This is a genomic window from Urbifossiella limnaea (assembly GCF_007747215.1).
GTDB classification, from domain to species: domain Bacteria; phylum Planctomycetota; class Planctomycetia; order Gemmatales; family Gemmataceae; genus Urbifossiella; species Urbifossiella limnaea.
Genome location: NZ_CP036273.1, coordinates 6,942,398 through 6,957,675 on the forward strand (window position 1 = coordinate 6,942,398; position 15,278 = coordinate 6,957,675).

The 15,278-nt window shown below is 72.5% G+C and carries 8 protein-coding genes and 1 tRNA gene; 8 read left to right on the forward strand and 1 reads right to left on the reverse strand.

Features of this window, described 5'->3' with window-relative positions:
* Positions 1-6 precede the first annotated feature (6 nt).
* Positions 7-2,028: a sigma-70 family RNA polymerase sigma factor gene (locus tag ETAA1_RS28210; RefSeq protein WP_145243957.1), complete on the forward strand. Its 2,022-nt coding sequence runs from the start codon at positions 7-9 to the stop codon at positions 2,026-2,028.
* Positions 2,029-2,221: 193 nt separating this feature from the next.
* Positions 2,222-2,938, forward strand: a complete 717-nt coding sequence (locus tag ETAA1_RS28215; RefSeq protein ID WP_145243958.1) for a hypothetical protein — start codon at positions 2,222-2,224, stop codon at positions 2,936-2,938.
* 9 nt (positions 2,939-2,947) lie between these two features.
* On the opposite strand, the gene ETAA1_RS28220 is transcribed toward ETAA1_RS28215, so the two are convergent.
* Complete coding sequence (locus ETAA1_RS28220) at positions 2,948-3,865, reverse strand: TIM barrel protein (RefSeq protein ID WP_145243959.1); 918 nt, start codon at positions 3,863-3,865, stop codon at positions 2,948-2,950.
* 129 nt (positions 3,866-3,994) lie between these two features.
* Between ETAA1_RS28220 and ETAA1_RS28225 the strand changes: the two genes are divergently transcribed.
* The 6 genes from ETAA1_RS28225 to ETAA1_RS33700 all read left to right on the forward strand — a co-directional run bounded on the left by ETAA1_RS28225 (position 3,995) and on the right by ETAA1_RS33700 (position 15,224).
* Positions 3,995-4,066: transfer RNA gene (locus tag ETAA1_RS28225), tRNA-Asn, on the forward strand.
* Positions 4,067-4,689: 623 nt separating this feature from the next.
* Positions 4,690-5,301, forward strand: a complete 612-nt coding sequence (locus ETAA1_RS28230; RefSeq protein ID WP_145243960.1) for an ECF-type sigma factor — start codon at positions 4,690-4,692, stop codon at positions 5,299-5,301.
* Positions 5,302-5,326: 25 nt separating this feature from the next.
* Positions 5,327-10,285 (forward strand): WD40 repeat domain-containing serine/threonine protein kinase, encoded by a 4,959-nt coding sequence (locus ETAA1_RS28235; RefSeq protein ID WP_202920476.1) that lies wholly within the window; start codon positions 5,327-5,329, stop codon positions 10,283-10,285.
* 386 nt (positions 10,286-10,671) lie between these two features.
* Positions 10,672-12,024 (forward strand): C2 family cysteine protease, encoded by a 1,353-nt coding sequence (locus ETAA1_RS28240; RefSeq protein ID WP_145243962.1) that lies wholly within the window; start codon positions 10,672-10,674, stop codon positions 12,022-12,024.
* 470 nt (positions 12,025-12,494) lie between these two features.
* Positions 12,495-12,947 carry a hypothetical protein gene (locus ETAA1_RS28245; protein WP_145243963.1) on the forward strand — a complete coding sequence of 151 codons (453 nt, stop codon included), beginning with the start codon at positions 12,495-12,497 and terminating at the stop codon, positions 12,945-12,947.
* Positions 12,948-13,283: 336 nt separating this feature from the next.
* Positions 13,284-15,224 (forward strand): calcium-binding protein, encoded by a 1,941-nt coding sequence (locus ETAA1_RS33700; RefSeq protein WP_145243964.1) that lies wholly within the window; start codon positions 13,284-13,286, stop codon positions 15,222-15,224.
* The last annotated feature ends 54 nt before the right edge of the window (positions 15,225-15,278 follow it).

Here is a 15,278-nt window from a genome sequence, read left to right on the forward strand (position 1 = left end):
ACCCCCATGACCGACCCCGCCGTGCTCCTCCGGCAGGCCGCCGCCGAGCCGGCGGCCGACGCCGACCTCCTCCGCCGGTTCGCCGCCACCCGCGACGCCGCGGCGTTCGCCGAACTCGTCCGCCGGCACGGGCCGGTCGTGCTCGCCGCCTGCCGCCGCGGCGTCCGCCACCACCACGACGCCGACGACGCCTTCCAGGCCGTCTTCCTCGTGCTGGCGCGCCGGGCCGGCTCGCTCCGCAACCCGGCGCTGCTCGGCAACTGGCTGTACCGCGTCGCCGTCGGCGTCGCCCGCAACGCCCGCCGCGCCGCGGCCCGGCGGCGGGCCCGGGAGGTACAAGCCGTGAACGTCCCCGAGCCCGCCGCCCCCGCCGACGCCCCGAGCGACCTCGGCCCCGTGCTCGACGAGGAACTGGACAAGCTGCCGGCGTGGTACCGCGACGCCGTCGTCCTGTGCGACCTGCGCGGGCTGTCGCGGGCCGACGCCGCGGCGCGGCTCGGCGTGCCGCCCGGCACGCTGGCGAGCCGGCTCGACGGCGGGCGGAAGCGGCTCGCGGCCCGGCTCGCGCGGCGCGGCGTGGCGCCGGCGGTGGCAGCCGGTTTGATCGGCGGGCGGGCGGCGGCGGTTCCCGAATCCTTGCTCTTGAAAACGTGCGGGCTGGTCGCCGACTGGGCCGCCGGCGGCGTGGTGCCGGCGGCGGTGCGGCGGCTCGCCCGCGGAGGGTCGGCGATGAAGACCGTGTTGCTCGGCGGCGCCGTCGCCCTCACGCTGGCCGCCGGGGTCGCCCTGGCTGCCGGGGTCGCGCAGCCGCCGGACGCTCCGCCGGCGCCCCCCGCGGTGGCGCAGCCGGACGCGCCCCCGAGGCCGGCCGTCGCCGAGCAGCCGGCGCCGCCGAAGTTCGCCGCCCCGCGGTTGCAGCGGACGCAGGAGGTGCCGCTGAAGTCGGTGGCCGGCGCGGCGTGGAGTCCGGACGGCACGTGGCTCGCGCTCACCGGTTCGGCGGCCGCGGACTCGGGGGAGAACACGCTGGTCGTGCTCGCCCCGGCCGACCCGCAGATGAGGCCGTGGGTGGGGCCGCTCCCGCCGCAGACGCAGCTGGTCGGCTTCACCCCCGACGGCAAGTCGCTCCTGACCGCGACCCGCGAGACGGGCCTCATCAGCGCCGAGCACACGCTGCAGCGGTACGGCGTGGCGCGGGTCGATCTGACGACCCAGCCGACCGGCCCGCGGCAGGTCGCCGTCAAGGGCGATGCCGAGTCACGCGGGGCGGTGCCCGACGGCGGCGAGCGGCTGACGCCGACCGGCCCGCAGGACGTGCGCTTCCTGGTGCGCACGCCGACCCGGGTGACGGTGTGGCACGCCGACCCGCGGTTTGAGGCGCGGTGGCCGCTCGGCGCCTTCGACGGCACGTTCTCCGACGTGCGGCTGACGCCGGACGGGCGGCGCGTGCTGGCCCACGCGGGGCAGGGGGTGATCGAGGGGTACGACGCGGCGACGGGGAAGCAGCTGTGGGCGACGGCGCCGGCGGCGAAGCGGCCGGAGATGACGCTCCTCCGGACCGGCCTCTCGATGGAGGACTCGCTCCGCTTCCCGGGGCTCGTGGTCGGCCTGTCGGGCGACGGGCGGCGGGCGGTGCTGGCGCGCGGCCGGCAGACGCCGGTGCTGGTGCTCGACCTGGACGCGGGGAAGGCGCTGCCGCTGCCGGCGGAGCTGGAGCTGATTCTGCCGATGGCGGCGGTGGCCGTGTCGGGCGACGGCCGGCTGGCGGCGCTCGGCTACACCCCGCTGACGCCGCTGGAGGTGACGGAGCGGCCGAAGGGCGGGCCGCCGATCGCGGTCCCGACGCACGCGCCGGGTTCGCCGCGGCTGACGGTGTGGGAGACGGCGACGGGGAACGTGCTGCGGACGTGGGACGGGCGGGCCGGCGGGTTGGCGTTCCACCCGTCGCGGCCGGTGCTGGCGGTGCTGGAGGCGCACCGCGGCAACACCCGGCTGGGCCTGTGGGACTTCACCCCGGCGCCCGAGTGACGGCGATGGGGGCTGGGGATTGGGGCCGGCCGCTAGGCCGGGGCGCGAGCCCCGTCGCGTGTCCGAAGCCCGACGGGGCTCGCGCCCCGGCCTAACGGCCAACCGAATTCCGCGGGCGCACCCGGCGGCGGTTCCTGGTTGACACCCCGGCGCGGGCCGTCTTACCATCACGCGTGTCGCCGGAGACCACGCCGTGAGCCGCCGCCCGTTCGTCGCCGCCGGCCTCCTGTTCCTGACCGCCGCGGCCGTCGGCCAGCCCGACCCGGCCGACCCCGTCACCCAGGCGCTCGCGAAGGCCCAGGACGAGTACGTCGCCGCCACCGGCAAGGCGCAGGAGAAGCTGCTCGCGGCCTTCGCCGCGCAGCAGAAGGCGCTCGAGGACACCAGGAAGCTCAAGGTCGCCGACCAGATCCGCCTCCTCGACCAGGTGAAGGCCGAGCGGAAGGCGTTCGAGGCGAGCCCGGCCGCGCTCCCCGCGTCGGCGGTGATGCGGCCGGCGCTGGTCGACTACCAGGCGAAGCTGGTGGCGGCGCGGAAGAGGTGCGAGGCGGCGTTCGACAAGGCGGCCGAAGACTACCGCGACCGCAAGAACCTGGACGCGGCCCGGGCCGTGCTGGCGCGGAAGGCCGAGTTCTTCGCCGCCGCGTCGCCGGCCGACCAGCGCGTGGAGTGGGTCGGCAAGAAGAAGGCGTTCCGCAAGAACGACAAGGGCCTGTGGTACGAGCGGAACGAGCAGGGGCTGTTCTTCGTGTTCGACGAGGCGGGCCGGACGCCGGAGGTGATCGAAATCCTCCGCGTCGGCCCGCCGCGGGTGGCGGTGCGGCTGTACGCCGACCGGGCCACGATGTCGGTGAACAAGGGCGAGTGGCTGCCGCTGGACGACGGCGCCTGGGTCGCGCCCAAGCAATGACCGCCGCGCTCACACGTCGCACAGCCGCACCGCCTGCCGCAGCCCTTCGAGCGGGTTGCGCGTCGGGATGAACTCCTGCCCGACGTAGCCGGTGTACCCGACCGCGAGCAGCTTCCGCATGACGGCCGGGTAGTTCACCTCCTGGTTCTCGTCGAGCTCGCCGCGGCCCGGCACCCCCGCCGTGTGGACGTGGCCGATGAGGTCCTTGTTCGCCTCGATGCGGCGGAGGATGTCGCCGTGCATCAGCTGCACGTGGTACACGTCGAACAGCAGCTTCACCCGCGGCGAGCCGAGCTTCTTGAGGATGTCGGTGCAGAAGTCGAGGTCGTCGCCCTGGTAGCCGGGGTGCCCCTTCATGGGGTCGGAGCCGTCGCGGGTGTTGAGGTGTTCGAGGCACACGGTGACGCCCTTCCGCTCGGCGTGGCGGGCGAGTTCCTTGAGCCCGGCGACGCAGTTCCGCTCGGCCTCGTCCCGGGGGATGGCGCCCGAGGCGGGGTCGTCGGGGTTCCGCCACTTGTAGCCGACGAAGGTGATGACGCTGGGGACGCGGGCGTCGGCGCAGGCGTCGATCATGCGGCCGGTGCGGTCGAGGTTCTCGGCGTGGAAGCCGGTGTTGTTGAACCCGCGCATGAACGGCGCGCCCGGCATGCCGTTGGGGGCGATGGCGCAGGCGAGCCCGTGCTTGCGGAGGACGGGCCAGTGCTCGGGGCCGACGATCTCGACGGACGGCACGCCGAGGAGCTTGGCGACTTCGCAGGTGCGTTCGATGTCCCAGCGCTCGGCGCGGGCGTTGAAGCACCAGAAGACGATGGACTGCCGGATGCGGCCGTTGCGGGCGGCGGGCGGGTCGGCGGCGTCGGCGGGTGCGGCGGCGACCCCGGCGGCGGCGGCGACGGCCCCCTGGAGGACCTGTCGGCGGTCGGGCATGGGAGCGGCTCCGGGAGAGGGTTGGGGGGCAGTATACCAGTCGGGTGCGGGTGGCGCGCGAACCCGATATTCGGCCGGCGGCTCCTCTTGTCGTGGGGGGGCGTGCGGATTAGGATTTCAGCGACGGATTCCTCTGTAGCTCAGCGGTAGAGCAGCCGGCTGTTAACCGGCGGGTCGTAGGTTCGAATCCTACCGGAGGAGCTCACAGCACGGTTGCGAACTCGCGCCGCTCGATCAGTTAACACGGACACCCCGGGGAGAGACGCCCCGGGGTGTTCGCGTTTCTCGCCCTTGTTCCGCAAGGGTTTTGGGATTACGGGACGCGAGGGAAAGTCTCAGACCGGGCGGTCGGTTGGTGGGACGAGGAGTGGGGGTGAGGGCGGTTTCGGGGTGGGAGGGGCGGAAAGTCTCGCGCTCTCTGGAGAGTCGAGAGGCGTCAGTTAACAGGTTTGAGGCTTCAGTTAACAGGCCGAGAGGGCCACTTCGGCGGATCACCTTGAAAAGTAGGTGTCTCGCGCGTGTTAACTGGCGGGTTGGGCGGCGATGGCAAGTTCGTCCCAATAACCCCTTCCGAGCCGCCTGGCGACGCTCTGGCGCTTAACAGAATAGAGGCGCGGGCATGGTATGAGTAATTCCGACGCCACAGAGCGTCGCCCCCCTCACGGAATTCTCCCGGGGTCGGGCAATCACCAGCAGATACGAAGCGGTCGCGCGGATCCTCCATCGAGCGGTGAGCGCCGACGAATTCCCCCTGCCGGGTTGTCCGCCGGGCCCGTCGCTGGTACGATCGCCCGGAACTCGCCACCCCCGCCCCGGCTCGCCCGATGTCCCCCGACTCCGACTCCATCCTCCTCGGCCGCCTCAAAGCCGGCGACGACCCGGCCGCGGCCGCCGCCGTCTGGGAGCGGTACTTCGACCGGCTCGCCGGGCTGGCCCGCGGCCGGCTGTCGGCCCGGGCCCGGCGGGTGGCCGACGGGGAGGACGTGGCGCTCAGCGCGTTCGACAGCTTCTTCCGCGGGGTGGCCGGCGGCCGGTTCCCCCGGCTCGAGGACCGGGACGACCTGTGGCAGGTGCTCGTCCTGCTGACCGAGCGGAAGGCGGTCGACCGGGCCCGGCGGGCCGGCGCGGCGAAGCGGGGCGGGGGGGCGGTCCGCGGGGACTCGGTGTTCGCCGACCCGGACGGCGGGCCCGGCGGGCTCGACCAGCTCCCCGGCGGCGACCCCGACCCGGCGTTCGCCGCCCTGTTCGCCGACGAGTGCGACCGACTGCTCCACCGGCTGGCCGACCCGGATCTGGCTCAGCTGGCCCTCCTCAAGCTCGAGGGGCTGACGAACGAGGAGGCGGCGACCCGGATCGGCCGCACCCTCCGGTCGGTCCAGCGGAAGCTGGAGACGATCCGCAAGATCTGGGAGCAGGCCGCGGCCGATGACGTGTAGCAGCCTCGGTTTGCGAGGTAAACCAATGACCCACGACGCCCCGTCGCCCGGCCGGGACACCCTCCCGGCCGCCCTGCTGGTCCTGGTCGAGCAGCTGTGCGACCGGTTCGAGGACGCCCGGCGGGCGGACAAGCCCGTCGACCTCGCGGCGCTGTTACTCGAGGCCCCCGAGGCGGCCCGGCCGGCCCTGCTCCGGGAACTCCTCCACCTCGACCTGGCCTACCGCCCGGGGGGCGACCGCGCCGCAGCCCGGGCCGAGTACCTGGCCCGGTTCCCGGACTACCCGGCGGTTGTCGAGGACGTGTTCCGGGGCCACCGCGAGGAGACTGCCGCCTTCGCCCCGGAGGGGGAGGCTACTCGGTGGTACGTGGCGGCACCGGCCGACGCCACGCGCGACGCCGGGGCGGACGGCTCGACGAAAGCGGATCACCCGGCGGCGGCCGACCTCCCCCGCGTCCCCGGGTACGCGGTGGAGGAGGCGATCGGGCGGGGGGCGATGGGGGTGGTGTACCGGGCCCGGCAGCTCGGGCTGAACCGGGTGGTGGCGATCAAGACGACCCGCGGGCCGGCGAGCGACGACCCGAAGCTGCTGATCCGGTTCCTGGCCGAGGCCGAGGCGGCGGCGGCCGTCGACCACCCGCACGTGGCGCGGGTGTACGACTTCGGCCAGACCGGCGGCCGGCCGTTCATCGCCCTCGAGTACTGCCCCGCCGGCACCCTCGCCGACCGCCTCGCCCCGCCCCCCGAGACCGAGGGCGGGGGACGGACGGAGTGGCGGCTGAACCCGGGTGTGGCGGCCGGGCTGGTCGCGAAGATCGCCCGTGGCGTGGCGGCGGCGCACGACCTCGGGATCGTGCACCGCGACCTGAAGCCCGGTAACGTGCTGTTCGACGCGGCCGGGGAGCCCAAGGTGGCCGACTTCGGGCTGGCCAAGGTTGGGGGCGGCAGCGACCTGACCCACACCCACGCGGTGATGGGGACGCCGGCGTACATGGCCCCGGAGCAGGCGGCCGGGCGGACGAAGTTCGCCGGCCCGGCGGCCGACGTGTGGTCCCTCGGGGTCGTCCTGTACGAGTGCCTGACGGGATCTCGGCCGTTCACCGGGGCGGACACCGCGGAGGTCCTCCAGGCGGTCGCGAGCCACACCCCCCCGCCGCCCCGGGCGGTGAACCCCGCGGTCCCGCGCGACCTCGACCTGCTCGTGCGGAAGTGCCTGGAGAAGGACGCCCGGGATCGGTACCCGACGGCGGCCGAGTTGGCCGACGACCTGGAGCGGTTCGCCCGCGGCGAGCCGGTCTCGGCCCGCCCGGTGGGGGCGGCCGAGCGGGCGTGGAAGTGGGCGCGGCGGAACCCCGGGCGGGCGGCGCTCGTCGGCCTCGTCTCGGCCCTGGGCGTGGCGATCATGGTCGGCGGGGTGGTCGCGTCGGCCGTCTTCCGCCAGCAGAGGGACGATGTCGCCGACAAGGAGAAGGAGGTTCGGACGGAACGGGACCGGGTGGTGGCGGCCGAGGCCGAGGGCCGCGAGAAACTGTACCAGGCGGTGGTGGCCGAGGCGCGGGGTACCCGGATGAGCCGGAAGATCGGCCAGCGGTGGGGCGCCCTCGACGCGGTGACCCGCGCCCGGGACGTGCTGGCCACACTCGACTTGCCGGACGCCGAGCGGGCCCGCCGCCGGCTCGACCTGCGCAACGAGGCGATCGCCGCCCTCGCCCTGCCCGACGTCCGCACCCTCCCGCAGTGGGTCACCATCCCGCCGGGGGGGCAAGGCGAACAGTACTCCTGGTCTCCCACGCCGGACGGTCGGTTCGCGGCGGTCTGTGTCAAGGGCAGGCTCAGCATTCGTCGGATCGCGGACGACCCGGAGCGGGCGGTCGAGGTCGATCACCTCGACCTCGAGGCTAGTATCGCGTTCTGGAGCGAGGACGGCCGTTACCTGATGGTGGCCGCGTGGAAGCCGAAAGACCGGGGCGAAAATGAAAAGACGGTGGGTGTATGGATCTGGGACGGGGTCAAACTCTCCAGCGTGATCCCCCCACGGCCCACCAACTCGATTGAGATTCAGTACGGCTTTGCCCCCGACGGCACAGCCTACATCGAGGCGAACGCCGGCGTCGTCCGCACGTACGAACTCCCGTCCGGGCGGCCGCTCGCGCAGACCAACGTCGCCGCGCAGAATTACGCGCTAACCGTCGCGCTGATCCCCTTTCACCGCACCCGACCGTTCGCTTACCTGATGGGGGACCGTCAGGTGTCCATTTTCGACTGGAAACGCGGTGAGGTGGTTGGCACCACGGCGGCGGGAATCCCGACCGCTTCCTCGCTCGTTGTCCATCCGGATGGGGATCTCCTCTACGTGTCGACGACAGGCACCGTCGTCGCCTGGTCGCTCGCCCACAACCGCGAACGCTTCCGGATGCCCCACGATGACAACGGAATGAGGCTGCGGTTGAACCCGGCCGGCGACGTGCTGATGGGCAACGGTTGGGCGTTGCGCACCCATTACTGGGATCCCTACACCGGCCACGAACTGTTCCGACACAACGGCTCTGGTACCTCCATGATCCTGCCGGATGACCGGATCCTCGGAATATCCGCCGCCGAAATCGGGGCCTCTCGCATCCAGATGAAGCAGTTCAACCCAGGTCGCGAGTTCCGCACCCTGCACTATCGAGACGGATCCCCCACCAAGAGTGTCGGCAACCCATTGAGTGCTCACCCCGGAGGGCGACTGCTCGCAGTAGGTCCCTCGACCGGCACGAGTCTGTTCGATCTGGTCACCGGGAGCGAGCGGATCTCGGGCCTGTCCGGAGCGGGCGCGAGCTACTTCAACGCGAAGGGCGAGTTGTTCGTCCCCACCACCGGGCGGTACGCGGTGTGGCCGACCTCCACGGGTGAAACCACGGCGACCCGCTTCGTCATCGGGCCCCCGTCGGCACTACCGGCGGACATCTCCACGAACAACATCGTGATGCACAGCCGGGATGGTACTGTCGTCGTCGGGTCGAACCTCGAAGGCGGCGTGGTCTGGCACCGCGCGACCGGGCGGGTGGTCCCGCTGCGACCGCATGCGGACTCTCGGTCCTCGGCGGTCACCCCGGACGGCAAGCTCGCGGCGACGGGGTCGCACAGCGGAACCGGCATACGCATCTGGAACACCGACACCGGCGAGTTGCTCAAGGAAGTCCTGGATGACACCGTGTGGACCACCCCACAGTTCAGCCCGGACGGCCAGTGGCTGACCGACTGGCGGGGCCGCCGCTGGCGGGTGGGGGACTGGGTCGAAGGGCCCTCGCTCCGGAGCCAGCCCGGGATGGCGAGCCGCGGATCGCACGCGTTCGACCCCACCGGCAATCTGATTGCCGTGGATGCCGGCGACGGGGTGATCGTGCTACTGGATTCGACCGGCGAGAAGGAACTGGCCCGTCTGACCGACCCGGACCAGCACGCCGTTGACTCGATGGAGTTCGCCCCCGACGGTGCCAGGCTGGTCACGCTCCCCACAAAAGGCCGCGTCCTGCACGTGTGGGACCTGCGGCTGATCCGCGAGCGGCTGAAGGAACTCGCCCTGGACTGGGACCAGTCGCCGTACCCGCCGGCCCCGCCGGTCGACCGGCTCACGCCGCTCACCGTCGAGGTGGAGTATGGCGAACTCGGCACCCTCGCGGACCGACAACAAGCCGAGTCGATCCTCAACAAACGCCCCCGCTCCACCGCCGATCCCCTTCCACCGGCCGAACGTGCCGTCAGGAACGCGCCGAAGGTGCCGGCCAACCGGTTGGTGCGCGGGCGGGCGCATGCTCGCCAGCGCAACTCCGCCGAGGCGGTGGCCGACTTCGCCGAGTACCTCAAGCTGACCGGGGCAAAGGCGAAGGAGTACGACCTGGCGGCGTGGCACCTGGTCACCGAGCCCGGGCTGTCCGTCGAGGCGTACCGACAGGCCCGGGAGTGGGCCGGGAAGGCGGTCGCCGCCCAACCGCTGAACGTCCCCTTCCTCACCTGCCTGGGGGCGGCCCAGTTCCGCGACGGCGACCTGAAGGCGGCGGCGGCCACGCTACGGCTGGCCGCCGCCGGCGGGGTGTTCGTGGAGCGGGAGACCGCCTACGCCGGATACTTCCTGGCGATGACCCAGATGCGGATGGCCAGGCCGGGCGATGCGGCCGCCCGGGCGGAGGCGCGGAAGTCGTTCGACACGGCCGAGACCACCTACCGCAAGCTGACCGACCGCCTTCCCGATATGAGTGACCTCCGCGTCGAGGCGGCGGTCCTGGTCGGCGGAAACGCCTTGCGGTTCGAACTGGAGATACACGACTGGTCGCAGAAGCTGAAGGCGAACCCGGCCGACGGGGCGGCCCGCGCCGGGCGGGCGCTCGCGTACCTGCGGCTCGGGAAGGACGCCGAGGCCGAGGCGGATTACGACGCGGTCATCGCCGCCGGCGGGGCGTCGGACAACCCGTACCACAACCGCGGGCACGCGCGGGAGCACCAGCTCAAGTACGCCGGGGCGGTGGAGGACTACGAGGCCGCCCTGCAACGGACGCCCCAGGCCCGGGCGACCGACCGGGCCCACCTGCTGAACGAGATCGCCCGCGTCCGGCTGCTCGGCGGGGACGCGGTGCGGGACCCGCGTGTCGCCGTGCGGGCGGCGGCGGAGGCGAAGGAACTCGGGCGGGGCATCGAGGTGTACAAGGTGACCCTCGGCATCGCCCACGCCCGCGCCGGTGACGCGGCCGCCGCGGTGGACGCGTTGAACGGGGTCGAGGACGACAAGGTGGCACCGCCCGCCGCGGTGCCGTTCAAGTACCTGTTCCTCGCCCTGGCCTACCACCAACTCGGCCGGTCCGAATCCGCGGTGGCCAGTTACGACCGGGCGGTGACCGGGTGGCGGACGGTACCCGGATCGGTCCTGCCCGAGTGGCGGGATTACTACGACCGCACCAGGGCCGAGGTGGAGAAGGCCCTCGGCCCGGCGCTCAAGGCGAAGTAGCGAGCCGGCAGTCAGGCCGGGTGTCGGTGCCGGGCCGTTTGAGCATCGGAATGGGTTCTCCCTGCCGAGGATCGCCCACAGGTTACTCGACGACGCGAGGTGTCGCTTCGCCGGAGGGGGACGAGGAAGCCGTGAGCCCGACCGGGCCGGCCCCGTTCCCACGAGTCACAGTCCACCCGTCGTCCTGCCTTCCGCGACGAGCCACGTCGAGCGCGTTCCCAGGATTCACCCGTCACGTCCGAAAAAAATCTGGAACCCGTGTCGCTCCGGCGGCGCGTCTTGCGAGGGATCGGGTACGGGCGGCGGGGACACGACCCCGCCGGCCCGGAATCCCGCCCCGCCGGCGTGACCGCCGGCCGGGCCCCACGTCAGACGGGGCAACCGCCATGGCCGCCAAGACCAGCCGCAAACTCGGGTTCGAACCGCTGGAAGTCCGCGAGGTGCCCGCCGTCCTGTCCGCGTACCTGGCCGGCCAGGACCTGATCGTCCAGATGGACAACGCCGGCGGCGGGGCCGAGGTCCGCCAGGCCGGCACGACGGTCACCGTGACCGAGCCCGGGACGACCCGGTCCTGGTCCTACCCGGCGTCCTGGCTCCGCTCCCTCAACTTCTACGGGGGCGAGGGGAACGACCGGTTCGTCAACCACACCGGGATCGGGTCGGCCGCCTTCGGGTACGGGGGGAATGACGTGTTCGTCGGCGGGGGCGGGAACGACGCCCTCGACGGCGGGGAGGGGCACGACCGGCTGAACGGCCGGGGCGGGGCGGACAACCTCTACGGCGGGAACGGGAACGACGTCCTGATCGGGATCGACGCCGGGGGGCCCGACTACCTGGACCCGTGGGGCGGGCGGGACGTGATCTGGGCCGAGACGAACGACCAGCTCAGCCCGTACGTCGGGACCGACGACGTGGTGCAGCGGATGTCCGGGTTCGCCAACGCGGCCGACCGGACACTCGACGGGGACCGGATCCTCGACCCGGTGGTGGCGGCCGGGCAGACGTACCGGGCGTTCGCCGGGAACCCGCTGTTCGCCGCCGCCGGCCCGCGGGTCCAGGACATGGACCAGGGCGCGCTCGGCGACTGCTGGCTGGTCTCCGGGCTCGGCACGGTCGCGAAGCACGACCCGATGGCCGTCCGGGGGCGGGTCGTGGACTTCGACGACGGCACCTACGGGGTCCGGCTCGGGAACAACTTCTACCGGGTGGACAACGACCTGCCGGTGGCGGTCGGCGGGGCCACCCCGGTGAACGCCGGGTTCGGGGCGGAGAACAGCATGTGGGTGGCGGTCGCGGAGAAGGCGTACGCCCACTTCCGCACCGCCGGGGCCAACAGCTACGCGTCGCTGCAGGGCGGGCGGGCGGCCGAGGTGTACCAGGCGTTCGGGTCGACGAACGCGGTCACCAGCAACTTCGCCGACTACGGCTCGGCGACGGCCCTGGCGAACGAGATGTACCGGCGGTTCGCGGCGGGGGAGATGCTGTCTATCGGGACCGGGGTGGCGAAGGCCCCGGGCCTGGACGTCGGCGCGACGGTCGACGGCCACGCGTACGTGGTGACGTCCGTGAACCGCGGGTGGGTGTGGAACTCGACCACCCGGTCCTACTCGCTGCAGGTGACCTCGATCACCCTGCGGAACCCGTGGGGCGACGACGGCACCGCGGGGAGCGCGACGGTGACGGTCACGCCCGAGCAGCTGTTCAACCGGGCCGGCCGGTTCTACGCCGGGACGCTGTGACCGGGGCGACCGGGCTACGGTCCGGGGCGGGGTCCGACGCCCCGGGCCGGAGCCCGCAGCCGAGCGGGTGCGACTGCGATTACCTCCATCCGACCCGGCCTCCGCTCGAGCGCCTTCCGGCACTCCGGGCCGGCGAACGGGTCCCGCCACCGGCCGCGGTCGTCGTTCCCCTCGGCGGCGCCGGACCGCCACCGATCCCCCGGCCGGGCCGGGCCGGGTTCGTTCCCCACAACTCCCCAGCCTTGGCTGGGGCCGCAGCCCCTCAATCTGCCTGCCGGCGGGTTGTCCGCCTGGCCCGGCGCGGGTACGATCGCCCGCGACTCGCCCCCCCGGCGGCCGCCCACCGGCGGGCGACTCGGCGGCGCCGACCCCGCGGGGAACGCCCGACCCGGTCGCCCCCAGTTCACCGCGGTCGGGGGCCGCGGGCGGCCGTGGGAGTCGTACGGTTGCTCTCACCGCGGAAAGCCGAGATGGGAACGTTCCTGGCGATCTACGTGCGCGTCCCCGTCGCACCGCACGTGTCCCATCGTCTGGCCCGGTACGGGGAAGCGGTCGGCGAGCCGGGCTCGGACTTCTGTGGCGTCGAGCTGTCGGTGGTTCGGTACCAGACGGCGGCCCGGGGTGAGTTCGCCGACCTCGCGGCACTCTCGACCGAGCTGGACACGAACGCCTTGCTGCTGGGCTTCTGCGGCATCACGAACTGGTTCCGGTTCGGTCACTGGCGGGCGGGTCGGCGGCTCCGCGCGTTGGAGTCCGTGGGCGGGGATTCCGGCTCCGAATGGAAGCTCGACGAGGGCGCCCCCGAGCCGTGGGAACCGGAGTCGTTCGGCGCGCTGCGGGCGGGGCGCCTGGAGCAAGACATCGATGCCCACGGGGCGGCCGAGTCGGCGGCCCGGTTCTACCGCCTGCCGGGATGGGCGTGATTGACCGGACGCCGGATCAGCGACGGTGTTCACCGTCAAGCTACCGCCGCCGGCTTCACGTCCGCCGCCCGTCTGTCCGGGGGTCACCGCTGTGGGGATCACCAGCACTTCTTGGCGACTGTGATCCGCGCCACCCTCGCCGGCTTCCCCTCACCCTCGACCACCGCGCGTGGGACGGAGCCGAACGGGGCGGGATAACAACGGTGGGGAAATAACTGAAAATCGCCCGCGGGCGTGTCGCCGGACGCGGCCGGTCTGCGAGGGAACCCTTGTGAGGCACTCCCGGCTGCCCACACCGGGTCCGCCGGGGCGAGCGACACACCCCGAGGGCGAGCGATGAACTGGCTCAAGAAACTGGCACACGGGCTCCAACCGCACGGCCGGCGCGCCCCCACGCCGACTCCGCGCCCGGCCGCGCCCCGACTGGGCCTGGAGCGGATGGAGGACCGCCTCACCCCCGTCGCGGGGGCCGGCGCACAACTCGCCGACGGCACCTTCCCGAACCCCGCGGCGGACGGGATCAACACCGGTGTCGTCCAGGTGTTCGCGCCGAACGGGTCGGGGTCGGGGTCGCTCCTGTGGACCGGGCGGCATATTCTCACGGCGGCGCACGTGATCGACATGGAATTCGACACGGACGGGGACGGCACCGTCGACACCGGGGACGGACGGCCCGACGTCGGGGCGTATTCGGTCCGGTTCACGCTCGCCGACGGCACCGACCGGTGGGTGAACAACATCCCGGCCCAGAACGTCCGCGTGGTCACCAGCGCGCAGCTGTCGTCCGCGGTCACCCTCCCGAACGCGTGGTCCGGGTCATGGAACCGCGGGGCGGACATCGCCGTCATCGAACTGCCCGAGCTGGCCCCGGCGGCGGCGAGCCGCTATTCCCTGCACACCGGGGCGACGGCCGCGGGGCTGGTCGGGCAGGTGACCACGCTGTCCGGGTACGGTCGGTCGGGGAACGGAGCGGTCGGCTGGGACACGACTCCCACCGGCTCGGGTGTCCGCCGGACTGGCCAGAACGCCATCGACGTCGTGGTCGGCGAGTACCTCCGCCAGGACTTCGACAGCGGGCTCGGAATCCACGACTTCTACGGGGTCACCGGTGCCCGGACGGACACCGGCCTCGGACCGGCCGAAGCACTTATACAACCGGGGGATTCTGGCGGCCCGGCGCTGATCGGGAACCTCATCGTCGGGGTCACGAACGGGACCGCCTGGAACACGATCACGGACAGCCGGAGGACGCCCGGCACGCCGGGGGCGACCCTGAACCGCGGCACGTTTGGTGAGACCAGCACTCACACCTGGGTCCAGCCCTACGCCCCCTGGATCGCGCAGCAGGCCGGGTTCGCCTCCTCGCGACTGGTGATCGACATGAACTCCCAGCTGGGCGGAGGCGATTCGGTGGCCGATTCGATGTTCCTGTACACCAACGGCAACACCCTGCACGTCGGGGTCAACAGCCACTCGGTGCCCGTCTCGCTGATCGGGGTCAACACCGTCGTGGTCCGCGGGTCGACCGACGCGGACACGTTCATGATCTCGGACTCCCTGCTGAAGAGTGGCGTCCGCGTCGAGATCGACGGCCGGGACGGCCTGCCCGGCGTCACCGCCCGAGACACCCTGATTTCCTGGGGGAATCTGACCTGGACGCTTTCGGACTTCAACAAGGGCCAGCTCCGGGACACCCAGACGAGCTTCGGCGGCCTGTCGTTCGAACGGGTGGAGAACCTGACCGCCGCGGGAGAAGGTGCGGATCACTTCCGCGTCCTGCCGGGGGGATTCCTGTCGGGTCGGATCGACGGTGGGTCGGGGACGAACCGGCTGGACTATTCCGCCCGGTCCGTCGGCGTGACCGTTGATCTCGCGGCCGGTACAGCCACCGGTATCAACGGCGGCATCGTCCGGATCGAAAACGTGAAGGGGAGCCAGTCGAAGGACTTCCTGTACGGCAACGGGAACGCAAACACGTTCTTCGGCGAGGGCGGAGACGATTTCATCTACGGCCGGGGCGGGAACGACTACCTGTTCGGCAACGGCGGGGCTGACTACCTCGACGGCGGGGCGGGCGACGACTACCTGGACGGCGGCGCCGACCGGGTCCAGGACACGCTCCGGGGCGGGGGCGATCGAGACCGGGTCGTCCAGTACTACAACCCGGGCGTGTACCTCAGCCCGACCGGCGTCCCCCAGTTCTTCTGGATGAGCGAGGACGCGTGCCCGGACTTCGACCCGGTGCTCGACACGTGGGTGCCCGTGTACGTGGGGTAGCCGCTCCGGGGCCGGGCCGGTCGCCCGGGCGGGTCGCGACCCATCACCACGGCT

What these genes read in the sequence shown, in the direction of transcription:
- ETAA1_RS28240 (WP_145243962.1), top strand. Translation starts at nt 10,672, where the DNA reads ATGGCCGCCAAGACCAGCCGCAAACTCGGGTTCGAACCGCTGGAAGTC.
- ETAA1_RS28220 (WP_145243959.1), bottom strand. Translation starts at nt 3,865, where the DNA reads ATGCCCGACCGCCGACAGGTCCTCCAGGGGGCCGTCGCCGCCGCCGCC.
- ETAA1_RS28230 (WP_145243960.1), top strand. Translation starts at nt 4,690, where the DNA reads ATGTCCCCCGACTCCGACTCCATCCTCCTCGGCCGCCTCAAAGCCGGC.
- ETAA1_RS28235 (WP_202920476.1), top strand. Translation starts at nt 5,327, where the DNA reads ATGACCCACGACGCCCCGTCGCCCGGCCGGGACACCCTCCCGGCCGCC.
- ETAA1_RS33700 (WP_145243964.1), top strand. Translation starts at nt 13,284, where the DNA reads ATGAACTGGCTCAAGAAACTGGCACACGGGCTCCAACCGCACGGCCGG.
- ETAA1_RS28210 (WP_145243957.1), top strand. Translation starts at nt 7, where the DNA reads ATGACCGACCCCGCCGTGCTCCTCCGGCAGGCCGCCGCCGAGCCGGCG.
- ETAA1_RS28245 (WP_145243963.1), top strand. Translation starts at nt 12,495, where the DNA reads ATGGGAACGTTCCTGGCGATCTACGTGCGCGTCCCCGTCGCACCGCAC.